This is a genomic window from Bacillus sp. MM2020_4 (genome assembly GCF_011250555.1).
Classification (GTDB): Bacteria; Bacillota; Bacilli; order Bacillales; family Cytobacillaceae; genus Neobacillus.
In genome coordinates this window covers 151264-178023 of sequence record NZ_JAANMZ010000003.1, presented here as the reverse complement: position 1 = coordinate 178023, position 26760 = coordinate 151264, and the positions used below count along the sequence as shown (strand labels likewise).

The following is a 26760-nucleotide window of genomic DNA, read 5'->3' as shown; positions in this document are numbered from 1 at the left end:
TCGCTTCTCCCCGACCTTATTTAAACTCTACGATGGTTACGCCTGATCCACCCTCTCCGGCTTCTCCAAAGCGAATTTTCTTGACGGAACGATGGTTTCGTAAATATTCCTGAACACCTTGCCTTAGGGCTCCTGTCCCTTTCCCGTGGATAATCGATACACGTGGATAACTGGAAAGAAGAGCATCATCAATATATTTTTCCACTTTCAATAGGGCATCTTCATACCGTTCTCCGCGAAGATCTAATTCCAGTTTAACATGTGAATCACGCCCTTGGACAATAGCCATTGGTCTTGTTTCCACTTGTTTTGGCGTACTCACATATTCCATGTCCTTCTCTTTGACCTTCATTTTCAAAATTCCGATTTGAACCTGCCACTCATTTGCAGACACTTTTTCAACGAGTGTCCCTTTTTGGTCAAATGTTAAAACTTTTACCTCATCCCCCGGCATGTAACTGTGCTTTTTATTTTTCTTATTAGCAAGATTCACAGATTTCTTAATTTCCGGCGCTGCGTCTTCAAGACGACGTTTGGCATCAATTAATTCATGCTCCTTAATTTCCAGATGTTTTTCAGTTCTCATTTTGCGAAGATCACGAATGACTTGCTCTGCCTCTTGTTTAGCCTCATCGACGATGTCCGCGGCTTTTTCTGCCGCTTTTTCCAGCATGGCATCTTTCTTCTCATAAAATTCGATCATTTGCTTTTGCAAGTCCTGGTGCAGCTTCTCCGCTTGGTTCAAATAATCCCTTGCTTCCAACTGCTCCTCTTCCGCCTGCCGTTTACTGCTTTCTAAAGAAGCAATCATCTTATCAATTTGATTTGTGTCTTCACTAACATGTGAACGCGCTGCTTGAATCACCCGGTCACTTAAACCTAAACGTTTCGAGATTTCAAAGGCGTTACTTCTGCCCGGGACTCCTAGAAGTAATTTATATGTTGGGCTTAATGTTTCAACATCAAATTCTACACTGGCATTTAACACACCTTCACGATTATAGCCGTACGCCTTTAATTCCGGGTAATGGGTTGTTGCAATGACCCTTGCCCCCCGCTTGTGCACCTCGTCGAGTATCGAAATGGCCAAAGCGGCGCCTTCCTGTGGATCCGTCCCCGCTCCAAGTTCATCAAATAATACCAAACTGTTGAAATCTACACTATTTAAGATGTCAACGATATTGACCATATGCGAAGAAAAAGTACTTAAGCTCTGTTCAATCGACTGTTCATCGCCAATGTCAGCGTACACCGCATCAAAGACCGCAAGCTCAGAGCCGTCTAAGGCCGGAACCTGTAATCCTGCCTGCGCCATTAAAGAGCATAAGCCCAGGGTTTTTAACGTTACCGTTTTCCCCCCGGTGTTTGGCCCGGTAATAACAATAGTCGTAAACTCTTTCCCAAGCATGATGTCGTTGGCCACTACTTCATCAATGGGAATTAACGGATGTCTCGCCTTATATAAGGCAATTCTTCCCTCATTATTCATCAGCGGTTTCGATGCCTTTATTTTTTTCCCGTATCTCGCCTTTGCAAATATAAAATCTAAATTAGCTAAAACTTCCACAATGACTTTGAGCTCGCTCTCATGCTCAGCCGCTTTTGCGGAAAGCTCTGTCAGGATTCGGTCAATTTCAAGCTGTTCCTTTACTCGGATGTCCTGTAATTGATTATTTAATTGAACGATGACCTGCGGCTCAATAAATAGCGTTTGGCCGGATGCGCTTTGATCATGAATGATACCGCCATAATGGCCGCGGTATTCTTGTTTTACCGGAATAACAAACCGGTCATTACGAATCGTAACAATCGCATCTGACAGCATTTTTGCTGCATTTGACGAACGAATCATACTTTCTAGTTTCTCACGAACACGCGATTCATTTGACCTGAGTTGGTGTCTTAAGGTGCGCAATAAGTCACTCGCGCTATCTAACACCTCGCCGCCTTCATCAATGGCATGTTTAATATCTTGCTCCAGGTTTGTGAGCGGAATGATCCTCTCGACTTGTTCTACTAAAATGGGCAGTTCTGTTCTTTCGGCAGCAATGTCCTCAATGAATCGCTTCATTTGACGGCTGGCATGGATGGTGCTCGCGATTTGATTTAATTCATGCGGGCTGAGGACACCGCCAATCACAGAACGTTTGATATGGGCGCGAATATCATGGATCCCTGATAACGGAACATTTCCTTTTATCCGAAAAACCGTTGCTGCTTCATCGGTCTCGGTTTGCAGTCTGGCTACTTCTTCAAAATCAGTTGATGGCACAAGATTTTTTATTTTCTCTCTACCAAGTGAGGAGGATGCGTGTTCCAACAGCAGCTCTCTTACCTTTGTAAATTCTAGTACCTTTAAGGCTCTTTCTTGCATGGAGTATATCCTCCTTTTATCTATTATGCAAAAATTCTAGTAAGTCATTTTTATCAAGTGCATTGATCACAGTTGATTTTCGAATCCAACCCTTTTTCGCAGCAGAAACTCCGATTTTCATATGTTCTAAGGTGTCCATTTTGTGGGCATCCGTATTGATGAGAATCTTTACACCGGCATCCTGCGCTTTCCGTAAATATTCTGCTGCTAGGTCGAGCCGGTTTGGATTGGCATTTAATTCTAATGCTGTATTGGTTTCCTTCGCCAACTGGATTAATAGATCGATATCCACATCGTACCCCGCGCGTCGGCCGATTTTTCTGCCAGTGGGATGGGCTATTAAATCGACATGGGCATTTTCAAGTGCCGTTTTTAGCCGCTCCATAATTTTTTCCCTTGGCTGGGAAAAGGCTGAATGAATGGACGCAATGACAAAGTCCATTTCTTCTAGCAGTTCATCATCATAGTCTAATGTGCCGTCAGGAAGAATATCCATTTCTACCCCGGAAAGGATCAGCAAATCATCGTATTTCTCATTTAATTTCTTAATTTCTTCCTTTTGCTTTACTAATCTTTCTCTGGTTAGACCATTAGCAACCTTTAAATACTGTGAATGGTCGGTGATTGCCATGTATTGATAGCCTCTTTTGCGGCAGGCTTCTACCATTTCCTCTATCGAATGGGCACCATCGCTCCAGGTGGTATGCATGTGGAGGTCACCTTTAATATCTTCGAGCTCGATTACCCCTTCCTCCACTGAGAAAGTCTCTACTTCGTTTCCGTCTTCCCTGATTTCCGGCGGAATGAACGGGAGGTCAAAATGCTTGAAAAATTCTTCTTCAGATGAGAAGGTACGGATGTCTCCTGATTCTAAGTCTTCTACCCCATACTCACTGATTTTTTCACCGCGTTCCTTTGCCAGCTGGCGCATCCGGACATTATGATCCTTTGAACCAGTGAAATGGTGGAGGGTGGTAATAAATTCCTTCGGTTTTACAAGCCGAAAATCGACGGAAACATCATAATCTAACGCAAAAATAACAGATACCTTTGTATCGCCTGCGCCAATGATTTCTTTTATTTTCGGCAAGTGTAAAAGATGCTCACGGACAATTTCCGGCTGAAGTGTTGCAATGATAAAGTCGAGATCCTTTATTGTCTCTCTCATTCTTCGTAAACTTCCAGCTCTTGAAAAACGGTCAATCTCCGGCAGTTCCGCAAGTCTTGCTTCAATTTGCTCAGCAATTGGAAGCATATAGGCTAGCGGCAGCCGATCTGGCCTTGTCCCGACATTCGCAATGGCACTTAAGATCTTTTCCTCCGTTTTTTTCCCAAATCCCGCAAGTGCTTGTACCTTCCCTGCTTCACAGGCTTCCTTTAAACTGGAAACATCTATTATGCCTAACTCTTTATATAACTTGGCAATTTTCTTCCCGCCAAGGCCTGGGAGCTGCAGCAATGGAATTAAACCGGCCGGCACTTCTTCTTTCAGTTCTTTTAATACAGAAGAAGAACCCTCATTTATGTATTCATCAATCACAGCCGCAGTGCCTTTACCAATGCCTGAAATTGCTGTATAGTCTTCAATCTCTGAAAGGGGTCGCTCATCCGTTTCCAGTGCAGTTGCCGCCTTGCGAAAGGCCGAAACTTTGAACGGATTCTCCCCTTTTAATTCCATATAAATTGCAATCATTTCTAATAAGTGAATAACTTCTTTTTTCGTTATTTTCATTGACTCTCACCTGCCCTCTAATTTAGCATCTTCATTTTATCTTATTTTAAGGGTGAAAAGAAAAACTTCTCTGCTACAGAGAAGTTAATGCAGCTGTATATTCAATCCACAAGCTTTTGATTTGCTGCGAAAGGATAGGTGTATGATTTACAATAGCATTTGCCAAAATGGAGTGATCCAATTGATTTTGAATGAGTTCAATTGGTATTAACGCACTAATGTATAATAAAATAAAGATAATTAAATAGACTTCACATAAACCAAGAATGCCGCCTGCAAATATATTGAGTTGCTTCAGAACAGGCAAATGGGCGATAAAGTCAAGCATCGACCCAACGATTTGGAATAATACCTTTACAGCAAAAAAGATAATGACAAAGGCAATTGCCCGATAAAAAGCCGTTTCCATATCACTTGAGTCCGTTAAAAGTTTTAATGTCGTACCTTCACCAAAGTTTGGATATGGAATCCATAGTGTTAATTTGGGAGCTAACTCGTCATAGTATGAATAGGCCGCAATATATGCAATAATAAAACCTAATAAATGAACAAGCTGGAGGATAAAACCGCGCTTTAAACCGACGAAAAATCCGATTATTAAAAATATGATTATGGCTAAATCTAACATAATTAGTTGTCCTTTTCCTTTTGTAGTTCTGTTTGCAGCCGTTCTAATTGATCTTTGATTTTAATATAATCATTGACTGCATTGACTGCTGTTAAAACAGCAAGTTTGTTCACGTCTAAATTAGGATTCTTCGAATGTATTTCGCGCATTTTATCGTCAACTAACGATCCCACAAGTCGAATATGACTTGGGCTTTCCGTCCCCATAATGACGTATTGCTGCCCGTAAATATCTACGGTTGTTCGGTGTTTTTGTGTATTTGACAACGTTACTGCCTCCATTCCAGAATCCTACTCCATATCATAACACGAATTGATAGAAATCGAAAAGTCAAACAAATTCAAAATGGAAATCTATTTTTTAGAAATGTGGTGCATTTATAATGGGAAACGTAGTTCTGAATTTGGAAATGTCCAAAATAAGCGAAATGAAAAGCTATTATGGGAAGCAGCTATTAGATAAAAACATACCTGGAAGTGTGTTTGCAGTGAAAACTCCTTCATGCATGATCACAGCATATAAATCTGGGAAAGTCTTATTTCAGGGGAACAATAGCGAGAAAGAAGCCAGTAAGTGGAGTGCCGGTGTTTCTGTTAGTTCCCCCGGGAATAAGCCGGCTGCTGCTAAAGGAAAATCAGTGGCTAAGGGAGATCTACCAGTCGGAATAGGTGGAATGTCTGCCATCGGGTCAGATGAGGTTGGCACGGGCGATTTTTTTGGCCCCATTACCGTTGTAGCTGCCTATGTAAGAAAAGAAGATATCCCGTTATTAAAGGAATTAGGGGTGCGTGATTCCAAGGACTTAAATGATGAAAAAATTAGTGCGATTGCTAAAGTCATCAAAGATGTCATTCCATTTAGCCTAATGACATTGAAAAATGAAAAATACAATCAAGTGCAAAAGTCGGGAATGTCCCAAGGGAAGATGAAGGCGCTTCTCCATAACCAAGCGATTTTAAATGTGTTGGATAAAATTGCCCCTGTAAAACCAGAGGCGATTCTGATCGATCAATTCGTGCAGCCAAGTACCTATTTTCAGCATATTAAGGGGCAGAAAGCCATTGCCAAAGAAAATGTTTTTTTCAGTACGAAAGCGGAAGGTATTCATCTGGCAGTTGCTGCCGCCAGCATCCTTGCCCGGTACGCATTTATTCAATATATCGATAAGCTTAGCGAGGCAGCTGGTTTTAAAATCCCAAAAGGTGCCGGTGCACAGGTTGATATCGCAGCTGCCAAGCTGATTATGAGTAAAGGCCGCGATATTTTACCATCCTTTGTGAAGCTGCACTTTGCGAATACAGATAAAGCAATGGTGATTGTAAATAAAAAGCGGGGCTGAGGAATAAATATAAGTTAAATGGAGTTGGGGGGCGGTATGGGTGGTAAAAAGACTTACTTTAACAGAAATTGATGACTCTCTGGCTGAATTACCCGGCTGGAAACTGGACGGTAAATTCATTGTGAAAAAGTATCGCTTTCAGGAGTTTTTGAAAGGGATTGCCTTTGTAAATGAAATTGCAGCACTTTCGGAGGAAAAAAATCATCACCCGTTCATGGCGATTGACTATAAATTAGTAACGCTAAGGCTCACCTCCTGGAATGCGGGAGGTCTAACCGATTTAGACGTTGCCTTGGCGAAAAACTATGATGAAATTTATGGGAAAATGTAATTGAAAGAGGCTGCCCGAAGTTTTTGATTATGGAGCAGCCTTTTTTGTTATTCTTATGGAGGGTTTACATTAAATTGGCTGCCTTCCAACCAATTTGATTTGTCCTTTTGGGAAAAAATTTTTTTATTTGCGAAAGTTGATCATTTATTTGCGAAACAGGATAGTTATTTGCGAAAGAGGCCGTTTTATTTGCGAAACTGAAATCCTATCGAAAAAAAAACCTGCCCGAAAATCTTTCGAGCAAGCCTCAATAAAATTAACCTCTAAGAACCGCGCCTGCCTTGTCTTTCAAGGCACCCAACACACGCTCGTGAACCTTTGTAACTTCTTCGTCCGTCAACGTACGTTCCGGATTAGCATATTTAAGAGCGAAAGCAATTGACTTCTTACCTGCCTCCATCTTATCACCCTCATACAAATCAAACACCTGCGCCTCTTTTAACAAAGGTGCCCCAGCCTCAATGATAATGTTTTTCATGGTGCCTGACACCGTTTCACTGTTTACCACAAGGGCAATGTCTCTTGTGATCGATGGGAAGCGGGGAATGGCTTCGTATTGTAATATTGGTGTGTCCGCTTCAAGGACTGCTTTTAATGATAGTTCAAATACATAGGTATCCTTTAAATCAAGTTCTTTTTGGACGCTTGGGTGTACTTGACCGACGAAACCGATCTTTTCACCATTCAAGCGGATTTCTGCGGTACGGCCGGGGTGCATGCCGTCTACCTGCGCTTGGACATATTCAACTTGTTCAGAAAGCCCAATCTTAGCAAACATGCCTTCTAAGATTCCCTTCACAACATAGAAATCGACAGGCTTCTTCTCTCCTTGCCAGGAATGACTATGCCATAAGCCAGTAACTGCTGCAGCTAAATGCTCCTTTTCTTCCGGTAGCACTTCCACACCATTCGCTAAGAATACGGCACCCGTTTCATAAACGGCTAGGCTGTCATTTTGACGGGCACTATTGTATTTTACTACCTCTAAAAGTTGAGGCAAGATGCTAAGGCGAAGGATACTGCGCTCCTCACTCATTGGCATTGCAAGACGGATCGTATCCCGTTTTTCTAATGCAAATTGTGCTGCCTTCTCCTCACTTGTTAAGGAATAAGTCACAGCTTGGTACAACCCTGCTCCCTCAAGATACTGTCGAACTTCACGACGTTTCTTCTGGTATTCGGACAATTTCCCGGGTGTCGAAGACCCAATTGGAAGTGTTTTAGGAATATTGTCATATCCATAAAGACGGGCAACTTCTTCCACTAAATCTTCTTCGATTCTAATATCACCGCGGCGTGTTGGCGCCGTTACTGTAATCAAATCTCCTTCTATACTCACAGCAAATTGCAAGCGGTCGAAAATTTCTTTTACATCCTTCATATGCAACTCTGTGCCAAGGACACGATTAATTTTTTCCAAAGTAATCGAAACAACTGCCGGTTCAACAGTAAGTGTATCAGCTTCAGCAGCACCAATTAAAACTTCACCGCCTGCAAATTTTGCCATTAAATAGGCAGCACGTTCTCCTGCTGCACGAACGCGGTTAGGGTCGACACCTTTTTCAAAACGGGCACTTGCTTCACTTCGTAAACCATGATCCTTGGAAGCCTTCCTAACAGTTCCCCCGTTAAAATAAGCGGATTCCAGTAAAACCGCCGTTGTATCTGAAGTTACCTCTGAATTCGCTCCCCCCATCACACCTGCAAGGGCAACTGGTTCCACCCCATTTGTAATCACAAGATGGTCAACGCTTAATGTCCGTTCAACGTCGTCAAGTGTTACAAATTTTTCACCGTCAACCGCACGGCGAACAAGGATTTCTTTCGATCCTAAACGGTCGTAATCAAACGCATGTAGCGGCTGACCGTATTCTAATAAAATATAGTTCGTAATATCGACCACATTATTGTGCGGACGAATCCCCGCAGACATAAGACGTGCCTGCATCCAAAGCGGAGATGGTCCGATTTTTACATTTTTGATCATTTTTGCTACATATAATGGATTATCTTCTTTTGCCTCAACAGTAATTTTCACATAGTCTGAAGCCTTTTCTGCCCCAGGGTCTAGGTTTGTTTCCGGAAGTTTAACCTCTCTTCCAAGAATAGCCGCCACTTCATAGGCAACCCCAAGCATGCTCAAGCAATCGGCACGGTTTGGTGTCAAGCTTAGTTCTAAGACCTCATCGTCTCTGCCTAATAATGCAAGTGCGTCGGCACCAACTTCAGCAGCTGCTGGAAAAACAAAGATCCCTTCAGAATATTCTTTTGGAACGACCTTTCCTTCCAATCCTAACTCAGTAAGAGAACAAATCATTCCGTTCGATTCTTCGCCGCGAAGCTTAGCCCGTTTAATTTTAAAATTACCTGGTAAAACCGCACCTACTTTGGCCACGGCAACCTTTTGTCCTTGAGCTACATTCGGTGCGCCGCAAATAATTTGAATAGGCTGATCTTCACCAACATCGACAAGGCATTTGCTTAATTTATCGGCATTCGGATGCTGCTCACGCTCTAGTATGTGACCGATAACAACACCTTTAATACCTTCGTTTAAAACCTCAACACCTTCAACTTCGATACCGCTTTTGGTAATCTTTTCAGCTAATTCATCTGCTGTTACTCCAGTTAAATCGATATAATCTTCGAGCCATTTATATGAAACGAACATGTCGTCATCTCCTTCTATTATCCATTTTCAGCGCCTAGTAAGCCAATCCGGCAAAAAGGGTACAGAACAACCTTACTGCCGGCTGCTCGTCTTATGCCTGTCGCCCCATATCAAGGTGCATTTTGTTTTATTCATGTTTTGAAAATTGTTTTAAGAACCGAACATCATTTGTATAAAAATGTCTGATGTCATCGACACCGTATTTTAACATGGCAATCCGCTCAGGTCCCATACCGAAGGCAAATCCTGTGTATTTTTTAGAATCATACCCAGCCATCTCAAGAACGTTTGGATGAACCATGCCAGCACCAAGAATTTCAATCCAGCCTGTTTGTTTACACACACTGCAGCCTGAACCACCGCAGATTTTGCAGGATATATCCATTTCAACAGATGGCTCTGTAAATGGGAAGAAACTTGGTCTTAAGCGAATTTCACGGTCAGCTCCGAACATTTTTTTCGCAAAAACCTCTAACGTTCCTTTTAAATCACTCATGCGGATATTCTCGCCAACTACGAGGCCTTCAATTTGCATGAATTGGTGTGAGTGTGTCGCATCGTCATTGTCCCGGCGATAGACTTTACCCGGACAAATAATTTTGATCGGCCCCTTCCCTTGATGTTTCTCCATTGTCCTTGCTTGGACTGGTGATGTGTGAGTTCGCATCAAAATCTCTTCGGTGATATAGAACGAGTCTTGCATGTCGCGAGCAGGGTGACCTTTCGGTAAATTAAGTGCTTCGAAGTTATAGTAATCTTGCTCAACCTCTGGCCCTTCAGCAACTTGATAGCCCATGCCAATAAATAAGTCTTCAATTTCTTCAATGATTCTTGTTAACGGATGGTGATTTCCTTGCCTAACTGGGCTTCCAGGAAGTGTCACATCAATACTTTCAGATGCTAGCTTTTCAAGAACAGCAGCCTCTTCTAACCCCTTTTGTTTTGCCTCAATTTTTACCGCAATCGCTTCACGGACTTCATTCGCGAGTGCTCCCATCACTGGGCGCTCTTCAGCAGACAATTTGCCCATCCCGCGAAGTACTTCAGTGATTGGGCCCTTTTTCCCTAAATAGGCAACACGGATGTCATTTAATTCTTTTAAGCTTGCAGACTGCTCAATTTTTTGAATTGCCTCTTCCTGCAATTCCTTTAAACGTTCTTGCATGATCAATTCCTCCTTATTCATAGCCGGTAAGATTGGTGTCAGGCACCATTACTAATACGGTGATAGTACAAAGGGTGTCAGGCACCAAAAGACAAAAAAACCCCATCCCTGGTAAGGGACGAGGTTTGTTATTCGCGGTACCACCCTTGTAAACACGATATGTATAGAAACATTGTGTTCGCTTCATTCGGATAACGGCATATGCCGGTGCATCTTTACATTTTTTTCGCAAAAAATGGTCCCGATGCCAACTCGGGAGGTGAACTTCTCTTGTCCTGAACCATAAAAGTGCTTTCAGTCGAGGCACTTTCTCCCTACATGGTCAATTGACATGATACTTTTCTCCGTCATCGTTTTTATAATAATCAATTGTTCACTATTATATAATAATTTTCCTCAAAAGGTCAAACCAGTTTGCATCTATTTTTTCAAATAATAGAGCAGAATTCCTGTTGCGACCGCGACATTTAGCGACTCGCTTTTCCCGTATATCGGAATATAAAGATTGGCTGTGGTGCTTGAAAGAATATCTTTTCCGACACCGTTTCCCTCGTTGCCAACAATCAGCGCAAATGAATCTCCACTTGATATATCAGTGTATGCTGAAGCCCCTTCTAGTGCCGTTCCGTAAACTGGAATATTTTTTTCTTCAAGTTTGTTGATCCATTCATGCAAATCACCTCTAATAATCGGAAGATGAAAGTGGCTTCCTTGTGCAGATCTAAGTACCTTGGAGTTAAAAATATCAACACTGCCGCGACCGACAATAACTGCATCAATACCAGCGGCATCCGCTGTCCGAATCATCGTACCCAGATTTCCCGGGTCTTGGACAGCATCGATGAATAAAAAGGTTTTTGCCTCACCAGCTTCGGAAACAGTTTGTCGGCAAACGGCATAAATCCCTTGCGGTGCTTCAGTCTCGGATAACAAATTCGAAATCTCGTCTGTGACGAGTGTGACAGGTGTACCGGCGGGATCCCAACGGGGCGGTAAGTCCACTTTTTCCGAAACAATCACTTCTAAAATTTGCTCACCCTGCTTTAATGCCTCTTCCACTAAATGAAACCCTTCGATTAAAAATGTTCCCGACTTATCTCGCTCTTTTTTCGTTAAAAGTTTTTTCCATTGTTTTACCTTAGAATTATTGACAGATTCTATATATTTCAAAACTCGGTCTCCTTTAAAAAAACTCATGTAATGATAACAATAATACATAATTAAACCAAAAATAGAAAACATATTAAAGAAATACAGGATAAAAAGGAGTGTGTGGATATGAACCTAAATTTGCGTAATGCTATTATTCACAATGTTTCAGGCAACACACAAGATCAATTAGAGGATACAATCGTTGATGCGATTCAAAATGGGGAAGAAAAGATGCTCCCAGGACTAGGCGTTTTATTTGAAATCATTTGGAAAAACGCATCTGAAGAAGAGAAAAAGGAAATGCTTTCCGTCCTTGAGAGCGGACTAAAGTAACCCTCCTATCCAAGCTGCCATAATCACCCCAGGCAGCTTTTTTTATATAAAAAATCCTCGACCAAAACCTTCAGCCGAGGATCTAATACTTTTATTCAAATGTAATCTTATCAACCGTTTCACGGTCTAAGCGTTTAATCACTTCGACAATTAATTTAACCGCATTTTCATAATCGTCACGGTGAAGCATCGCTGCGTGTGAATGGATATAACGGGTAGCAATGGTAATGGCCAATGCCGGTACGCCATTGTGTGTCAAATGAATGGAGCCTGCATCAGTTCCACCACCAGGGATGGATTCGAATTGATATGGGATATTCAATTCATCCGCTGTATCCGTGACTAAATCACGCAAGCCTTTATGAGCGACCATCGAAGCATCATAGACAACTACCTGAGGTCCTTTACCCATTTTACTCATCGCTTCTTTTTCGGAAATCCCAGGTGTATCGCCAGCGATACCGACATCCACTGCAAAACCGATTTCTGGCTGGATTTTATACGTTGCCGTCTTGGCACCACGTAATCCAACCTCTTCTTGAACCGCCCCAACACCGTACACCTCATTAGGATGTTCGACGTCCTTTAATCGCTTCAAAACATCAATCGCAATTGCACAGCCAATCCGATTATCCCATGCCTTCGCCAACAGCATTTTCTCATTATTCATAACCGTAAATTCAAAATATGGGACAACCATATCCCCAGGACGGACGCCCCATTCTGAAGCTTCCTCACGGCTTGATGCACCGATATCAATAAACATATCTTTAATCTCAACCGGCTTTTTGCGGGCCTCAGCCGACAGAACATGCGGCGGCTTAGAGCCAATGATACCTGTTACATCACCCTTCCTCGTCACAATGGTTACCCGTTGTGCGAGCATAACCTGCCCCCACCAGCCACCGACCGGTTGGAAGCGCAGAAAGCCTTTATCATCAATTTGGGTGATCATGAAGCCAACTTCATCTAAGTGACCCGCCACCATAATCTTCGGTCCGCCGGCTTTCCCGACCTTTTTTGCGATTAAACTGCCAAGGCCATCCGTTGTTAATTCATCGGCAAATGGTTCTATGTATTTCTTCATCACATCGCGGACTTCGCGCTCGTTGCCGGCAATTCCTCTGGCATCCGTTAATTCTTTTAACATCGTTAATGTTGCGTCTAATTGCACCATTAATAAGCCCCCTTTATGTATGTACTACATTCTTTATTATACAGAAGGAATCTGCAAATTCACAATTTCCTGCTAATAGTTATTTTGTTGTCTTTGATAATTCACTTCGTTTTTATCAAAATATGCCTTTTCGATTTCCTCATCTTTGAAACCTAGCAACAAGGCCAGCCGCAAGTATGACTCGAATAAATATCTAAAGTCAGTCAAGTCTTTGCTTTTGTGAAAGATGGTGATCCTTTCATAAACACGAAGAAACTGCTCCGTTACATTCAAATTAGACTGACTGATATCTACTTCAACTCGCTGGCGGTCAAAGCCACACTCAATCCCGAGCGACAAAATAAAATGAACCCCATCGACAAACTCTTCTAAAATCACTTCTTTAGCGGAAGATGGTCTCACACTCCAAAACTTAAAACAGCGGGTTTCATTCGCCAATTCCCCGATTTCCACAAGCAAGGCAAGAATTTTCCTTTCGAATAAATCCTCTTCCTGTAAATTGTGCTTTTCCTCAATATGGGTATCCAACGCCGCTTGCATCTTAAACAGTTTTTCAAGTTGCATTCAACTCACACTCCTTATGGAAAAATTATAGCAAAGTGAGAAATAATTGAAACCTTTTTGCAGCTGAGTCGTAATACATAGAAAATAGGTGTAGGAGGCTTAGCCATGATTTGGTTACTGCGCTTCGTATTATTATTTTTCATCATTTTTGCGGTTTACATGGGGGTTAAATTACTATTTCAATCGTCCCGAAAGCTTGAATCGGCACGTAAACATAAACGGTTCTTACTACTTGATCATGATGATGTGAGAAGGAATTTTCACCTCACCTATAAAGGTGCTGTGTTTGCCGGTGAAAAATACATGGGAACTGCTAATAATACTTTTGATGTTGTGTCCATCTCCATTTGGCCGGAAAACACGGCTTCGTTAAAAGGGATGGTAAAAGATGATTTTTACTATATGGATAAAAAAATACGCGAGTACTATCCGAATGCCGAAATTAGTTGGAAAAGTCCGGTGAAGGAATTCTTACAATGACAGCCGCTATGTAAGCGGCTTTTTATAATAGTATTTTTATAAAAAGAACGAACTCTATAATAGCAAGGACAGGGAAGCCAACTTTAAACGAGGTATGCTTCGTTTTGTGGCGGTAAATCTGCATCCCTGCCGTCGTCCCAATTGCTCCCCCAAATAGAGCTACAAGCCACAAAGTCCGCTCCCTTATTCTATATTGATGTTTTCTCGCCCGCTTTTTATCCACTCCCATAATGAACAGACCAGCGATATTCATAACAACAAAGATTGCTAACATCATCGTCATCCTCTAAATCCCCCTTATAGAAAAAGCCATCCTCATCGATGAGAATGGCATTTATCAAAAATTATTTGTTGTTTTGTTGCTTAGCAACGTTAGCTAATTCAGCAAATGCGTTTGCATCGCTTACCGCTAATTCAGCAAGCATCTTGCGGTTTACTTCGATACCAGCAAGCTTTAAACCGTGCATTAAACGGCTATAAGAAAGACCGTTCATACGAGCTGCTGCATTGATACGAGTAATCCAAAGTTTGCGGAAGTCGCGCTTTTTCTGGCGACGGTCGCGGAATGCATACATTAATGATTTCATAACCTGTTGGTTAGCAACTTTATATAATGTATGTTTTGAACCGTAATAACCTTTTGCTAATTTAAGAACTTTTTTACGACGCTTGCGCGTAACTGTACCGCCTTTAACACGTGGCATGTAATTTCCCTCCTAGATATCGATCACTTGAGATTACTTCATGTAAGTTAATAATTGACGAATGCGTTTGAAATCGCCTTTAGAAACAAGAGTTCCTTTGCGAAGTTTACGCTTAGCTTTTGTAGATTTGTTCGCAAATAAGTGGCTTGTATAAGCATGGTCACGTTTTAATTGACCAGAACCTGTTTTCTTGAAACGCTTTGCAGCGCCGCGGTGAGTTTTCATTTTAGGCATTGTGATTGTCCTCCTTATTACTTCTCTTGTTTTGGTGCTAAAACTAGGAACATGCTTCGTCCATCCATTTTAGGATGTGATTCAATCGTTGCAACTTCCTTGCACGCTTCGGAAAAACGGTCTAACACACGTTGACCGATTTCTTTATGGGTAATCGCCCGGCCCTTGAATCGGATTGAAGCTTTTACCTTGTCGCCTTTTTCCAAAAACTTAATGGCATTGCGCAGCTTTGTATTAAAGTCATGCTCATCAATCGTTGGGCTGAGACGTACTTCTTTTGTCGTAATGATTTTTTGATTCTTTCGAGCTTCTTTTTCTTTCTTTTGATTCTCGAATTTAAATTTGCCATAGTCCATAATTCGGGCTACTGGAGGCTTCGCATTTGGTGCTACAAGTACCAAATCAAGATTCACTCTTCCAGCAATTTCTAACGCTTCAAACTTGGTTTTAATTCCTAATTGCTCGCCGTTTTGATCAATTAAACGAACCTCGCGAGCGCGAATGCCCTCATTTAACAACATGTCTTTGCTAATAATTAGCCACCTCCAAGGATTTATCAGAATACAACTTCCGGGTCAAGACACCTTACTTGAATCAACAGGTTTGAAAATCTTTTTATCAATGTTACACAAATAAAAAAGTGCGGATGAATACACCCACACTTTACGAAACAAATGTAATAAAAAAGTTCACGTAAAACCTGCCAACTGCCAAATGCGTCAATCAGGTGAGAAGCGGGTGCTTCTTCTTTTCCCCAAAATAAGTATTCAATTTTCACCTTAGTAACTATACCACAAACAAAGATATGATGTCAACGAACCATTTCCTTGATGACAACGAAATTTATTGTAGCAAGAAACTAAAAATTATTCAACATTTTTTTTAATAAAAAGGGAAGTCTCCCTCCCTTTTTTAAAAACTTTTATTTTTTCACTTCAGCATTAAGTGCTGTAAGAAAGTCCGCGAATGGCTTTGTTTCTGAGTTTTGTTCACCATATTTACGAACGTTGACTGCTTGATCCTCAACCTCTTTGTCACCAACAACAAGCATATATGGTATTTTTTGCATTTGCGCCTCACGGATTTTATAGCCGATTTTTTCATCACGGCCATCCAATTCAACACGGAAGCCCTCGTTTTGCAATTGCTCCTGAACCTTACGTGCGTAATCATAATGTGCGCCCGGCGATACAGGGATCACCTGAACCTGAACTGGCGCAAGCCATGTTGGGAAGGCTCCTTTGTATTCTTCAATTAAGAAGGCTACAAACCGTTCCATGGTTGACACGACACCGCGGTGGATGACGACTGGACGATGCTGTTTGCCGTCCTCACCCACATATGTTAAATCAAAGCGCTCTGGGAGTAAGAAGTCTAATTGGACAGTAGATAAAGTTTCCTCTTTACCTAAGGCCGTTTTCACTTGAACATCAAGCTTAGGACCGTAAAAAGCCGCTTCACCCTCTGCTTCATAATAATCAAGTCCAAGGTCATCCATTGCTTCTTTCAGCATACCCTGCGCTTTTTCCCACATCGCATCATCATCAAAATACTTTTCAGTATCCTGTGGGTCACGGTAAGAAAGACGGAATGAATAATCAGTAAGGTTAAAATCTTTATAGACCGCTAGAACGAGATTCACTACTCGTTTGAATTCATCCTTAATTTGATCTGGACGAACAAAAATGTGGGCGTCATTTAACGTCATGCCGCGAACACGCTGTAATCCAGATAAGGCACCGGACATTTCATAACGGTGCATTGTACCAAGTTCCGCAATCCGAATTGGCAGTTCACGATAACTGTGAATGCTGTTTTTATACACCATCATGTGATGCGGGCAATTCATTGGTCGAAGAACTAATTGCTCGTTGTCCATGTCCATGACCGGAAACATGTCTTCTTGATAATGATCCCAGTGGCCGGAAGTTTTATAAAGCTCAACACTTCCCATCACAGGAGTATATACATGGTCATAACCAAGACGAACTTCTTTATCAACGATATAGCGCTCAACAATACGGCGGATTGTTGCACCTTTAGGAAGCCATAACGGTAACCCTTGTCCAACTAATTGGGAATTAGTGAAAAGGCTCAATTCTTTCCCAATTTTGCGATGATCACGTTCTTTCGCTTCTTCAAGCAAGCGAAGGTGCTCTGCTAAATCCTCTTTTTTGAAAAAAGCAGTTCCATACACACGCTGCAGCATTTTATTGTCACTATTGCCGCGCCAATAAGCACCGGCAATACTTAATAATTTAAATTCTTTAATCTTCCCAGTAGAAGGAACATGGATACCACGGCAGAGGTCAACGAATTCACCCTGTTGATAAAGTGTTACTGTTTCCCCATCTGGAATCGCTTCGATTAATTCAAGCTTATAAGGATCATCCATTTCTGTAAAAAGCTGAACCGCCTCATCCCTGCTTACTTCTTTTCGAATGATTTCAAGATTTTCGTTAACAATTTTCATCATTTCCTTTTCAATCTTTGGAAGATCTTCAGGTGTTAAAGAAACCTCAAGATCCATATCGTAGTAAAATCCGCCTTCAATAACAGGTCCCACACCAAGATTTACATCAGGATAAAGGCGATTGACCGCTTGTGCCATTAAATGGGCAGTACTATGGCGTAAAACTTCAAGCGCATCACTTGATTCCGGTGTAACTATTTCTATAGATCCGTCTTCGATAATGGGACGGCGAAGATCAAATAGTTGGCCATTCCATTTGCCGGCAATGGCTTTTTTCTTTAAGCCCGGGCTGATGGAAGCAGCAATATCCTCCGTTGTTGTCCCCCGTGCAAACTCCTTTACTGCCCCGTCAGGAAACGAAATCTTTACAACATCTGACATATAAATTCCTCCCTTTAATTTAAAGTGTCCAGCTTCAGCACCTAGGCGCTGAAGCTTTTCTAATAAAACAAAAAAACCCGCCCCTGGAATAGGGACGAGTTTTGAAAACACGTGGTTCCACCCAATTTTTCATTTTCAGGTACATAACACTGAAAAATGACTTTGGTCAGGTAACGGCTGTAGACCGTCAACCATTACTTACTCCATAGAAAATGCAGTGTTCACAGTTGAAGTTTAAAGGTGGTAAGTATTTTTTTCGTGTTAGGAGATTTTCAGCCGGCGCTCTCCCTCTCTAAAAAACCGTAAAGAAATACTATTGTCCTTATCATTACTTTTAATAAATATAATTGCTATGTACGTTATTATAATCAGTACAAAATAAAAAATCAAGGTACGCAAAACTAACTATTCCCATAATATTATTTTTTATGCATGATTTTCGGAGGATTTCTCACCCACAGACAATTTCTTTACCTCTCGGAGTGCCGCAAAGGTTTTAATAGTTACCCGCTCTTCAAAGATATTTTTAATGGTTCTAACGAGTGGCTCGTTAGGGACGTTTGTATAAATAAAAATAGAAGTCGGTGCCAACGACAACAGCGGTGCAATGGAGGCAGAATCGACATATACAGGATGATTCACTAATAATTTACGGTCAATCATTTTTGTTAATTCCCCTCGTTTGATCTCCTTTAACTCTTCATTATAGAAAGTAATTTCCTCATCAAATAATACATGAAGAATGTCCATTTTCGGTTCCCGATTCATCAAAAAATCCCTAAGCATTTGCACAAACATTTGATATTCCTGCTCCATTTTATACTCATCAATAGCCAGCTCTACGTAACCCTCAAGCATTTGAAGATAGGGGCGCAAACGAAATTTATGGAACGAGTCAAATGATAAAGAAACATGATCTTGAAACACATGGCTGATGGCAGCCTTAATCATATCGAGCTCTTCACTTGTTTCTTTTAAGAAAACAGCTAAGTCGTCTCTCTGACCCTCAAGTACAGAATAAATGATTTCCATAATTTGCTGCTGCTCTTCTAAATCCTCATAATAAAATTGATTCTTAATAATCTCTCTAAACCAGTCATTTCGTTTTATTATTGTAATAAAATCAAAAAAAGCCGTTTTCAGTGCTTCAAAAATATCAACGGAACATTCGCTATCTAAAATTTTTACTATATGTCGATCTTCAAGTAGAAGAATAGTTTCTTTTTCCGGTTTATATGGAACATACTTTAGCAAGTGGGCATAAAATCTTTGTGCATCCAGCTTGCCTTGGAAGATGATTTCCGCCAACCAAATCCCCCCTTTTTGTCAAATCACTGTTTTAAATATATATGGGGGTCTTGGCCAAAATAGAAGTTAGCAGACCAAGGCTTTTTGTATTTAAATAAAAAAAGGATCGCCGTTTTAGTACGACAATCCTAAACACAGTTTATTATCTTCGATTTCTGCCATCTACAAGCACAGGTTCGCTCAAGGTTCGAATTCGTTCCATAATTCGCATGGCCTTCATCTTTTCTTCTTCACCGCGCTGGCTGTATGTTAAGTGATGCTCGAGCCCTTTAAAATCAAAATTCGAGGTGAAAAAGGTTGGAAGACTTTCGAGCATCCGGAATTGCAATATTGGCCCGAGAATTTCGTCCCGTGTCCAGCTTGACATGGCTTCAGCACCAATATCATCTAGCATTAAAATGGGTTCTTTCTTTAATGCTTCAATTTTTTCATTAAGTGTTGAGTCGGCTATGGAGCTTTTCATTTCCCTCAGTAATTCCGGAACATAAACAATCATTGATGAAATTTGTTTTCTTGCCAGCTCATTGGCAATGGCACCTAATATATACGACTTACCTACACCGAATTTCCCGTATAAATAGAGGCCTTTGGCTTTTTTACCTGCTTCATAATTCATTAAAAAAGTTGCCGCTTTATCGCCCGCATCAAGCCGGCCCGTATCCCCTTCGAAGTCCTCAAAGGTCGCCTCAAGGATATCCCTTGGTACATAGAGACTTTTAATAAGCTTTTCATTTTTCTTTTTCTCATCTGCTATGACCTTCAGCTTGCATCGCTTATAGACCACATCAATGGAGTTTCGTGATAGAACCAATTCAGGTTCATATCCCTTCATAAAGTTTATACATTTTTCAAGACTCTCACAGCGGTTGCAGTCCTGACTTTGGTTCGTGTATTCGTATAGTTTACTCATGCTCTTTTCAATCATTTCTTGGGTAATTTCATCTTCATGCTCAGATAAAAATACTTGAACTCCCCGATTTTGCAGGACTTTCTGACGCTGTTCTTGATAGCGCTTTTGAAAGTTCTGATTCGAGGCAAGCCGCTGTAAGGTTTTATTTATCTTTTCCATACGATTCACATCCTACTTCCTAAAGGCTTTTAATTTCTCTTCAATCGCCCGCTTTTTCTCTTCGTCTTCGGTTTTGTTTTCAAGGGAAGAATCTTTAACCGGTGTATTCGGACTTTCTTCAAACCAATCAGGGATTAACTCGGTTCGAATGGGCTTTTTATTCCCTCTTGTTCTAGCCTTTTTATTTTCATTCTGAGCCGTTTCATTATTTTTGGCGAGTTCCATTGCTTCTTTCACCGTTTTTATTTGCAATCGTGCCCACGTACTTGCGACCGCATCAACATAATTCTTGGAAAATTGCATCTTCGTTTTTCTCATGACAAAATCAATCAAAACATTTACCACACCGGGAGAAAGCTTATATTTTATCATCACTTCTTCTAAAACTTTTAAGTTAGCATCAGACGGTTCCACACCACCTGAGATCTCTTTAAAGACAGTTAGCGGTGGGGTTGTTTCATATGATCGAATCAAATTTTCTTCTGGTGTTTTCGGTTCGGTTAATTGGGTTTGAAGAGCGGCCGGTTGGATCCGATTAATCAGGCTTGGCAATTGGTCATAATTCTCAAATTGATACCAATCGCGCGCACCTTTTCTCAAGTCCTCAATATCAATTTCATCATTCGGATTGATCGCACCTAAGATAAAATTTTTCATTTCAATCGGGTCGATATTATATAAAAATGCAAGATTGCTAATTACATTCTTCACTTTAGATGTCAGTGCTTTTTTAGGAACTAAGGATTCATTCAGACCCGCTTCTAACAAAGCAAAATCGAACGAACCCGTATCAATTTGAATAGGATTTGATTCATTTCGGCCAATAAACTGATTATGGTCCCCTGACCATTCAATATCTTCTGAAACATCCTGAAGGTATTGCAGGCTTCCGGGAGCAGCCGATGCAAACACGTCCTGAAAAGCCCTCGTCACATCTTGGTATTCTTTTTCCCCCGGCTTTTGCTGGACAGTAAAGAAGCGTTTTAGTCTTGCAAAATGATTTTTGCCAATTTTTCTGTAAAGATAAATATTTAACATCCCATCTAAGAAGAATTGCTCAGGATTTAATGGGGGATACAGTTCGTAAATAAAGGAACGATCCTCGCCATTCGTTTTAACAAAGGTCTTTAATAAACCAATTCCCTCTAACTTTAATCGAGCCTCATATATATCATTTAAATTCATTTCCATTATGTTCATCAAAAGATGATGTGTGGAAGTTTCAGACCAAAGGCGGTTTTCCTCAAGCTCCATCCAGAGAGTCATATACAAACTAAAACAAGTTGATCCTATCAAAGGCTGATATAAAAACGTCAGCACTTTACGGTCATACTCATGTAAAAGCCCATTGGCCGCTACCATATACCGGTCGATAGGAAGAATTTCCTGCCAATGCTGCGCCATATCAATCCAACACTCCTTCGTTAGTGAAAAAAGAGCCAAAGATTGACCCTTTAGCTCAGTTAAGATTTTTCCTTTTTGATTAATTCTTTTAATTCATCGATAAATACATTGATATCTTTAAATTGGCGGTAAACAGAGGCGAATCTCACATATGCGACTTCATCGACATGCGCCAGCCTGTCCATCACCATTTCACCAATGGCATCACTTTTGATTTCTGAAATACCCTGACTGCGAAGATCCTTTTCAACACCATGAGTGATATCTTCTAACTCTTTTAAGGCTACAGGTCGTTTTTCGCACGCCTTAATCAAGCCCCGCAATATCTTATCACGGCTGAATTCTTCTCTCGTTCCTTCTTTTTTCACCACAATTAAGGGGATCTCTTCAATCTTCTCGAAAGTGGTAAATCGATATCCGCATTCTTCACATTCCCGCCTTCTCCGTGTTGCACGTCCTTCATCAACAGGCCGGGAATCCAGAACACGTGTACCATAATTTTGACATGAAGGGCATTTCATTGTTTAATCAGCTCCAAATCGACAAAATCCTTATCTTTATCTTATTAAATAGCAGCCCTTTGTACAAGTAGAAGTGTACGAGTTTTATTTCGTTCCAACAAGATTATGTAATTGGCCAATCCGCTTATAATAAGCAGTAATACGGGTTTTTAAAACGGGATTTATGCCTATTAATGAAAATCTTTCTGATGAAATATTAAAATCAACCGCTGTTTCCATCGGTTTTACCGAAACAATTGTGATAATCAAGAAACAAGGTATTGGTTTTTTGACTTCAACCGCAATCTCTCCATGGTCCTTAGATACGGTTATGACCTGACAATCGGCATCATCATGGAAAATTTTTTCGACTGATTGAAATAACTGATTAAAAGTGGCCTTATAATAATGCGTTTTCAAGGAATCATCCGTGTTTTGGTCTGAAGTTTCTATTTGCTTTTTAAACCGTGTAAAAATACCCATACTACCCCTCCAAATATCTACTCTTTAACTTAGTTTACAACATTTCCAGCAAAATATAAAAAGAGATGTACAAGTGGTACACCTCTAAGCTAATTGTTTTTATAAAGATTGATTATAGAACTTTCGCCTGTTTTACATGTACAGGCCCCATTCCGCGCGGAATTTCAATATTTTCACGCGTTTCGGCATTTAACGCTTCAGCAATATAGTCAGCTGCCACATTCGGGTTTAAATCACCGCATGTATACACATCAATGCTGGCATAGCCGTGCTCAGGGAAGCTGTGGATAGTAAGGTGTGATTCAGAAATAATGACTACACCGCTGACACCTTGTGGCGCAAATTTGTGAAATGCTACTTCACGAACTTCAGCACCGGATTTAAGAGCAGCTTCGACAAACGTGGTTTCAATAAAGTCCATATCATTTAATTTTTCAAAGTCGCAACCCCAAAGTTCTGAGATTACATGACGTCCCATTGTTTCCATATTCATTTTTCCCCCTTTTACCTTTTATGATGGTTTCTTGAAATCCTATTATTGACGGCATCTTCTAACTACCACGGGGGAAAGTTAGTCCAAAGAGGTCCTAACCCTTTAAGTAATTTATCGCTACCTGATTTCAAGAAGTTCACGATGACTAGTATACTTGGTTTATATTTTTTTTGCAACCTATCAAAATAAATTTTTTTCATGATTAATTTTCATAATAATGGCTACTGGTCATTTTTCATTATATCTGCGCATAAATGATTCTTTCGGTAAAACTATACTATGCGAAAAAGCCCGCAATGGTACAACCCAATCAAAAAAAAAAGCCGTCAAATGACAGCATTTTTTTATGATGATTATCCAACCTTTACCTTAGCGGCATTCGCAATTTCGTCTGCGACATATAAAGCTAGCTCAACAACTCGTGTTGAATAGCCCCACTCATTATCGTACCAGGCTAAAACTTTCACTTTCCTTTTGCCCATTACCATTGTAGAGAGGCCATCAATAATTGCTGAATGCTCGTTTGTATTAAAATCAACAGAAACCAATGGTTCCATAGTGAAATCCACAATACCCCGTAGCGATCCGGTAGATGCTTCAATAAAAGCGTGATTAATTTCATCAACGGTTACATCTTGGTTAAGGTCGACCACTAAGTCAACAAGCGAAACGTTCGGCGTAGGTACTCGAAGTGACATTCCATGTAATTTTCCCTTTAACTGCGGTAATACGAGTGACAACGCCTTTGCAGCTCCTGTTGTGGTAGGAATAATAGATTGTCCACATGCACGTGCTCTCCGTAAATCCTTATGCGGATTATCAATGTTCTTTTGATCATTTGTATAAGCATGGATGGTAGTCATTAACCCGCACTCAATTCCAAATTTTTCATCTAACACCTTTGCAACAGGTGCAAGGCAGTTGGTTGTACATGAGGCATTGGAAATAATATCATGCTTGGAAATATCCAGCATTCCGTCATTAACACCCATAACAATTGTTATATCTTCATTTTTTCCTGGTGCCGTCAAAAGTACCTTTTTGGCTCCAGCGTCTAAGTGCAGGGCAGCTTTATCTCTGTCATTAAATTTTCCTGTTGCCTCAATCACAATATCAATACCAAGCTCTTTCCATGGAAGTTCTTCAGGATTACGCTTATTTATTAGCTTAATTCTTTTCCCATTCACGACCAATTCATCGTCCAATGGAATGACATCGCCCTGGAATGGCCCATGGGTCGTGTCATATTTAAGTAAATGTGCTAAAGTTTCTGCTGGATAGCTCGCATTTATAGCTACAATCTCCATTTTATTTTCAAGTATTGCTTTTCGAAAGACCATCCTTCCAATTCTCCCAAATCCATTAATCGCAATTTTCGCCTTCATTTTACGGCCCCTTCCGTATTAATGTTATACTGTTAACTCGTATTATTGCAATTAGTATAACATATTTAGGTATAATTGTGATGAATAAATAGCGGATTTTTTAATGTTTTATAATTCTGATAATTATTAATTAAAAAAGAAGAGTTCCCTAAGGTAACCCTTCTCACATTTCGATTATTTCATTCCAATTCCCCATTCTGTTAAAACATTAATGAGCTGTTTCCTCGTATCAGAGATTGTTCCATTATTATTAATTACCGCATCTGCGAGGGTAACCTTGTCAGACAGCGGCATCTGAGAACGGATTCTTGCTTTGGCATCGTCAACGGAGAGGTCATTTCTCTCAATTAATCTTCGTAATTGCGTTTCATTATCCACAAATACCAAAATGGTTTTATCCACCATAAACGTTAGTTTACTTTCAAATAATAATGGGATATCAAGAACAACAACTTTTTCATTGTTCTTTGTTGCGTTATCTATTTGTTTCCTCATTCTTTTTCTTACTTCCGGGTGGGTAATTTCATTTAAGAGCTGTCTTTTCTCTGCTTGATGGAATATAATCGAGCCGAGCTTTGGACGATCGATTTCCCCGTCCTCCAATAATATTTCCGTGCCAAATTCGGCAATAATTTTAAGGTACGCAGGTTCTCCTTTTTTCACCGCCAGGCGGGCCTCGATATCTGCATCGACCACTGTGATATCCATTTCCTTAAACATAGTTGAAACTGTACTTTTTCCACTGGCGATTCCGCCTGTTAAACCAATAACTAGTGACATGGTTGTTTCCTTTCAATCGATTAAATTTTCCAAATACCTATTATTATTAATAAAATCCCTGGCAAAAAGGTAAACTTTTGAATCCATTCAAACTTATGAAAGAATGTTCCGCTTTTGATCCCAAAGAGAACAAATAACGAGCTCATGATCGCAACTGTTGCAGCTAGATAAAAGGGGGAGAAGCCAAGCATCGCTGCCCCAATTCCTGCTCCAAATGAGTCTAACGATAAGGCAAATCCCAGCATAAGCGCTTCAATTCCTGTAATTGTGCCTGATTGGTCAAAATCAGCAGACATTGGTTTTTTCAGGATATTAATGGCAATTCCAAGGGAGCGTATTTCAAAATTCACAATCGTCTTTTCGTGTTTTAAAATTTCCTTTTCTTTTTCAGGACGGAAAAATTGGTACACTACCCAGGCGCCAAGGGCAATTAGAATAAATCCACCAAGGCTTGCCGTAATAGCTGGCGAGAGTACTCTTTCTAGTCCATGTCCAATTGACACAGCTATCATTAAAGAGACAGCCGAGCATGTTGCAATAATCAAAATTGACTTAATCGGCATTACCATTTTCCTCAAACCATAGGTAAACCCAACACTAAAGCTGTCAAGACTGAGAGCAAATGCTAATACGAGTAGCGAGAACAAGTGAACCATATGATCTCTGACTCCTTCCTCCAAATCACTATGATAGTATATGGAAGGAGCCCATCCGATGTTAACAGAAAAGCGAAAGTGCCTTGGTTAAGGGCGACATTTCTTAAAATTTAAAGTTTTTGACAGGTAGGACAGTAATGCGTTCCTCTGCCACCTACAGTCGTTTTCTCAATAGGAGTGCCGCATTTTTTACAGGCCTCCCCTTTTCGGCCATACGCATATAATTCAAGTTGAAACATGCCGATCTCTCCCTGTGAATTCACATAGGAACGAATCGTGCTGCCGCCTTTTTTAACGGCCTCGCTTAATGTTGCAACAATTTCACGATGAAGGACAGTCATTTCCTTTTCATTAAGCGTATTCGCTAAACGTTCTGGATGGATTTCAGCTCGAAAAAGCGCCTCGTCTACATAAATGTTACCGAGCCCCACAAAAAGTTTTTGATCAAGTAAGGCAGGTTTAACTTTCCTGGTTGTCTTATTCAACTTCTCAGCCAAATATTCTACAGTAAATTCCTCTGAAAAAGGTTCCGGTCCGAGTTCAATCAACGGTGCCTTTAAAAATTCCTCCCCTTTCTTATATAGGTGCATCGTTCCAAATTTCCGTACATCCCGATACCTCAGTTCCGTACCATCGGTAAAACGGAAAATCACATGCGTATGTTTATCAAACGGCTCGTTCTTCGAGTGGAGTCCATATTTACCTTCCATTCGCAAATGCGAGACTAATGCATAATTACCCGTATAAATAATTAAAAATTTCCCTCGTCTGCCGACATCCATGACTGTTTCCCCTTTTAAGGCATCAACGAATTGCTCCACGTCGGCAGGGTTTTTTATGATTTTCGGCCAGTAAACGGTTATGTTTTCAATTGTTTTCGTAAGAACTAATTTCTTTAACGTCTTTCGTACCGTTTCAACTTCAGGAAGCTCTGGCATGTCCAG

At 40.7% G+C, this 26760-nt stretch carries 28 protein-coding genes and 3 other annotated features; of the genes, 4 read left to right on the top strand and 24 right to left on the bottom strand.

Translation table 11 applies throughout. The features are described from left to right. Positions 1-16: 16 nt before the first annotated feature. The 4 genes from G6554_RS04620 to zapA form a co-directional block, all read right to left on the bottom strand. Positions 17-2374, bottom strand: coding sequence for an endonuclease MutS2 (locus tag G6554_RS04620; protein WP_166239222.1), 2358 nt, complete (start codon positions 2372-2374; stop codon positions 17-19). Positions 2375-2390: 16 nt separating this feature from the next. Continuing rightward, positions 2391-4106 (bottom strand): DNA polymerase/3'-5' exonuclease PolX, encoded by a 1716-nt coding sequence (polX, locus tag G6554_RS04615; RefSeq protein WP_166239220.1) that lies wholly within the window; start codon positions 4104-4106, stop codon positions 2391-2393. 73 nt (positions 4107-4179) lie between these two features. Continuing rightward, the gene (locus tag G6554_RS04610; RefSeq protein WP_166239218.1) at positions 4180-4734 is read right to left on the bottom strand and encodes a CvpA family protein; all 555 of its coding nucleotides are present in this window, start codon (positions 4732-4734) and stop codon (positions 4180-4182) included. 2 nt (positions 4735-4736) lie between these two features. Continuing rightward, positions 4737-5000, bottom strand: a complete 264-nt coding sequence (zapA, locus tag G6554_RS04605) for a cell division protein ZapA (protein WP_166239216.1) — start codon at positions 4998-5000, stop codon at positions 4737-4739. Between the two features lie 116 nt (positions 5001-5116). Between zapA and rnhC the strand changes: the two genes are divergently transcribed. Next, positions 5117-6073, top strand: coding sequence for a ribonuclease HIII (gene rnhC, locus G6554_RS04600; RefSeq protein WP_166239214.1), 957 nt, complete (start codon positions 5117-5119; stop codon positions 6071-6073). A gap of 40 nt (positions 6074-6113) precedes the next feature. Next, on the top strand, positions 6114-6404 hold the full coding sequence (locus G6554_RS04595) for a 4a-hydroxytetrahydrobiopterin dehydratase (protein ID WP_166239212.1): 291 nt from the start codon (positions 6114-6116) through the stop codon (positions 6402-6404). A 256-nt stretch (positions 6405-6660) separates the two neighbouring features. Here the strand turns inward: G6554_RS04595 and pheT are convergent, their stop codons facing one another. From pheT to G6554_RS04580, 3 genes are all read right to left on the bottom strand, one after another. Continuing rightward, positions 6661-9075: a phenylalanine--tRNA ligase subunit beta gene (pheT, locus tag G6554_RS04590; RefSeq protein WP_166239210.1), complete on the bottom strand. Its 2415-nt coding sequence runs from the start codon at positions 9073-9075 to the stop codon at positions 6661-6663. 127 nt (positions 9076-9202) lie between these two features. Next, positions 9203-10240 carry a phenylalanine--tRNA ligase subunit alpha gene (gene pheS / locus G6554_RS04585; protein WP_166239208.1) on the bottom strand — a complete coding sequence of 346 codons (1038 nt, stop codon included), beginning with the start codon at positions 10238-10240 and terminating at the stop codon, positions 9203-9205. Positions 10241-10351: 111 nt separating this feature from the next. Next, positions 10352-10600: a binding site (T-box leader), on the bottom strand. A 60-nt stretch (positions 10601-10660) separates the two neighbouring features. Further along, the gene (locus tag G6554_RS04580; protein WP_166239206.1) at positions 10661-11410 is read right to left on the bottom strand and encodes a TrmH family RNA methyltransferase; all 750 of its coding nucleotides are present in this window, start codon (positions 11408-11410) and stop codon (positions 10661-10663) included. 108 nt (positions 11411-11518) lie between these two features. Between G6554_RS04580 and sspI the strand changes: the two genes are divergently transcribed. Further along, positions 11519-11725 (top strand): small acid-soluble spore protein SspI, encoded by a 207-nt coding sequence (sspI, locus tag G6554_RS04575; RefSeq protein WP_166239204.1) that lies wholly within the window; start codon positions 11519-11521, stop codon positions 11723-11725. 91 nt (positions 11726-11816) lie between these two features. On the opposite strand, the gene G6554_RS04570 is transcribed toward sspI, so the two are convergent. Then, positions 11817-12902 carry a M42 family metallopeptidase gene (locus G6554_RS04570; protein WP_166239202.1) on the bottom strand — a complete coding sequence of 362 codons (1086 nt, stop codon included), beginning with the start codon at positions 12900-12902 and terminating at the stop codon, positions 11817-11819. Positions 12903-12974: 72 nt separating this feature from the next. Next, on the bottom strand, positions 12975-13466 hold the full coding sequence (locus G6554_RS04565) for a dUTP diphosphatase (RefSeq protein WP_166239200.1): 492 nt from the start codon (positions 13464-13466) through the stop codon (positions 12975-12977). 105 nt (positions 13467-13571) lie between these two features. On the opposite strand from G6554_RS04565, the gene G6554_RS04560 reads away from it, so the two are divergent. Then, the gene (locus G6554_RS04560; RefSeq protein ID WP_166239198.1) at positions 13572-13946 is read left to right on the top strand and encodes a sigma-w pathway protein ysdB; all 375 of its coding nucleotides are present in this window, start codon (positions 13572-13574) and stop codon (positions 13944-13946) included. A gap of 22 nt (positions 13947-13968) precedes the next feature. Here G6554_RS04560 and G6554_RS04555 read toward each other — a convergent pair whose 3' ends face one another. The 15 genes from G6554_RS04555 to mutM all read right to left on the bottom strand — a co-directional run bounded on the left by G6554_RS04555 (position 13969) and on the right by mutM (position 26754). Next, the gene (locus tag G6554_RS04555) at positions 13969-14229 is read right to left on the bottom strand and encodes a DUF1294 domain-containing protein (RefSeq protein ID WP_166239196.1); all 261 of its coding nucleotides are present in this window, start codon (positions 14227-14229) and stop codon (positions 13969-13971) included. A gap of 61 nt (positions 14230-14290) precedes the next feature. Beyond that, positions 14291-14650, bottom strand: a complete 360-nt coding sequence (gene rplT, locus G6554_RS04550) for a 50S ribosomal protein L20 (RefSeq protein WP_007087364.1) — start codon at positions 14648-14650, stop codon at positions 14291-14293. 33 nt (positions 14651-14683) lie between these two features. Next, entirely contained in the window at positions 14684-14884 is a 201-nt protein-coding gene (gene rpmI / locus G6554_RS04545; RefSeq protein ID WP_007087365.1) for a 50S ribosomal protein L35, read from the bottom strand. A gap of 17 nt (positions 14885-14901) precedes the next feature. Then, complete coding sequence (infC, locus tag G6554_RS04540) at positions 14902-15420, bottom strand: translation initiation factor IF-3 (protein ID WP_347564277.1); 519 nt, start codon at positions 15418-15420, stop codon at positions 14902-14904. Positions 15421-15512: 92 nt separating this feature from the next. Continuing rightward, positions 15513-15640 (bottom strand) — a sequence feature (ribosomal protein L20 leader region). Between the two features lie 166 nt (positions 15641-15806). Next, entirely contained in the window at positions 15807-17738 is a 1932-nt protein-coding gene (gene thrS / locus G6554_RS04535) for a threonine--tRNA ligase (RefSeq protein ID WP_166239194.1), read from the bottom strand. 87 nt (positions 17739-17825) lie between these two features. Next, positions 17826-18076, bottom strand: a binding site (T-box leader). 88 nt (positions 18077-18164) lie between these two features. Further along, complete coding sequence (locus G6554_RS04530; protein WP_166239192.1) at positions 18165-19046, bottom strand: putative sporulation protein YtxC; 882 nt, start codon at positions 19044-19046, stop codon at positions 18165-18167. 142 nt (positions 19047-19188) lie between these two features. After that, a complete protein-coding gene (gene dnaI / locus G6554_RS04525) occupies positions 19189-20115 on the bottom strand; it encodes a primosomal protein DnaI (protein ID WP_166239190.1) in 927 nt (308 codons plus the stop codon). A 12-nt stretch (positions 20116-20127) separates the two neighbouring features. Next, the gene (locus tag G6554_RS04520) at positions 20128-21519 is read right to left on the bottom strand and encodes a replication initiation and membrane attachment family protein (protein ID WP_166239188.1); all 1392 of its coding nucleotides are present in this window, start codon (positions 21517-21519) and stop codon (positions 20128-20130) included. 59 nt (positions 21520-21578) lie between these two features. After that, positions 21579-22040: a transcriptional regulator NrdR gene (gene nrdR, locus G6554_RS04515; RefSeq protein WP_088089213.1), complete on the bottom strand. Its 462-nt coding sequence runs from the start codon at positions 22038-22040 to the stop codon at positions 21579-21581. Positions 22041-22124: 84 nt separating this feature from the next. Beyond that, the gene (locus G6554_RS04510) at positions 22125-22502 is read right to left on the bottom strand and encodes a hypothetical protein (protein ID WP_166239186.1); all 378 of its coding nucleotides are present in this window, start codon (positions 22500-22502) and stop codon (positions 22125-22127) included. A gap of 112 nt (positions 22503-22614) precedes the next feature. Then, positions 22615-22989, bottom strand: coding sequence for an adenosylmethionine decarboxylase (speD, locus tag G6554_RS04505; protein ID WP_007087373.1), 375 nt, complete (start codon positions 22987-22989; stop codon positions 22615-22617). 359 nt (positions 22990-23348) lie between these two features. Beyond that, complete coding sequence (locus G6554_RS04500) at positions 23349-24380, bottom strand: glyceraldehyde-3-phosphate dehydrogenase (RefSeq protein ID WP_166239184.1); 1032 nt, start codon at positions 24378-24380, stop codon at positions 23349-23351. Positions 24381-24554: 174 nt separating this feature from the next. Beyond that, the gene (coaE, locus tag G6554_RS04495; protein WP_166239182.1) at positions 24555-25160 is read right to left on the bottom strand and encodes a dephospho-CoA kinase; all 606 of its coding nucleotides are present in this window, start codon (positions 25158-25160) and stop codon (positions 24555-24557) included. Positions 25161-25180: 20 nt separating this feature from the next. Next, the gene (gene ytaF / locus G6554_RS04490; protein WP_166239180.1) at positions 25181-25816 is read right to left on the bottom strand and encodes a sporulation membrane protein YtaF; all 636 of its coding nucleotides are present in this window, start codon (positions 25814-25816) and stop codon (positions 25181-25183) included. Between the two features lie 110 nt (positions 25817-25926). Then, positions 25927-26754, bottom strand: a complete 828-nt coding sequence (mutM, locus tag G6554_RS04485; RefSeq protein WP_166239178.1) for a DNA-formamidopyrimidine glycosylase — start codon at positions 26752-26754, stop codon at positions 25927-25929. Positions 26755-26760: the final 6 nt, after the last annotated feature.

Bases quoted from the DNA above. Each gene is read 5' to 3' on its own strand.
- pheT (WP_166239210.1), bottom strand. From the start codon at position 9,075: ATGTTCGTTTCATATAAATGGCTCGAAGATTATATCGATTTAACTGGA.
- G6554_RS04500 (WP_166239184.1), bottom strand. From the start codon at position 24,380: ATGAAGGCGAAAATTGCGATTAATGGATTTGGGAGAATTGGAAGGATG.
- nrdR (WP_088089213.1), bottom strand. From the start codon at position 22,040: ATGAAATGCCCTTCATGTCAAAATTATGGTACACGTGTTCTGGATTCC.
- G6554_RS04620 (WP_166239222.1), bottom strand. From the start codon at position 2,374: ATGCAAGAAAGAGCCTTAAAGGTACTAGAATTTACAAAGGTAAGAGAG.
- rpmI (WP_007087365.1), bottom strand. From the start codon at position 14,884: ATGCCTAAAATGAAAACTCACCGCGGCGCTGCAAAGCGTTTCAAGAAA.
- pheS (WP_166239208.1), bottom strand. From the start codon at position 10,240: ATGCAAGAACGTTTAAAGGAATTGCAGGAAGAGGCAATTCAAAAAATT.
- G6554_RS04610 (WP_166239218.1), bottom strand. From the start codon at position 4,734: ATGTTAGATTTAGCCATAATCATATTTTTAATAATCGGATTTTTCGTC.
- sspI (WP_166239204.1), top strand. From the start codon at position 11,519: ATGAACCTAAATTTGCGTAATGCTATTATTCACAATGTTTCAGGCAAC.
- G6554_RS04555 (WP_166239196.1), bottom strand. From the start codon at position 14,229: ATGACGATGATGTTAGCAATCTTTGTTGTTATGAATATCGCTGGTCTG.
- G6554_RS04510 (WP_166239186.1), bottom strand. From the start codon at position 22,502: ATGGGTATTTTTACACGGTTTAAAAAGCAAATAGAAACTTCAGACCAA.
- rplT (WP_007087364.1), bottom strand. From the start codon at position 14,650: ATGCCACGTGTTAAAGGCGGTACAGTTACGCGCAAGCGTCGTAAAAAA.
- dnaI (WP_166239190.1), bottom strand. From the start codon at position 20,115: ATGGAAAAGATAAATAAAACCTTACAGCGGCTTGCCTCGAATCAGAAC.
- mutM (WP_166239178.1), bottom strand. From the start codon at position 26,754: ATGCCAGAGCTTCCTGAAGTTGAAACGGTACGAAAGACGTTAAAGAAA.
- G6554_RS04560 (WP_166239198.1), top strand. From the start codon at position 13,572: ATGATTTGGTTACTGCGCTTCGTATTATTATTTTTCATCATTTTTGCG.
- coaE (WP_166239182.1), bottom strand. From the start codon at position 25,160: ATGTCACTAGTTATTGGTTTAACAGGCGGAATCGCCAGTGGAAAAAGT.
- rnhC (WP_166239214.1), top strand. From the start codon at position 5,117: ATGGGAAACGTAGTTCTGAATTTGGAAATGTCCAAAATAAGCGAAATG.
- G6554_RS04570 (WP_166239202.1), bottom strand. From the start codon at position 12,902: ATGGTGCAATTAGACGCAACATTAACGATGTTAAAAGAATTAACGGAT.
- polX (WP_166239220.1), bottom strand. From the start codon at position 4,106: ATGAAAATAACGAAAAAAGAAGTTATTCACTTATTAGAAATGATTGCA.
- speD (WP_007087373.1), bottom strand. From the start codon at position 22,989: ATGGAAACAATGGGACGTCATGTAATCTCAGAACTTTGGGGTTGCGAC.
- G6554_RS04565 (WP_166239200.1), bottom strand. From the start codon at position 13,466: ATGCAACTTGAAAAACTGTTTAAGATGCAAGCGGCGTTGGATACCCAT.
- ytaF (WP_166239180.1), bottom strand. From the start codon at position 25,816: ATGGTTCACTTGTTCTCGCTACTCGTATTAGCATTTGCTCTCAGTCTT.
- G6554_RS04520 (WP_166239188.1), bottom strand. From the start codon at position 21,519: ATGGCGCAGCATTGGCAGGAAATTCTTCCTATCGACCGGTATATGGTA.
- thrS (WP_166239194.1), bottom strand. From the start codon at position 17,738: ATGTCAGATGTTGTAAAGATTTCGTTTCCTGACGGGGCAGTAAAGGAG.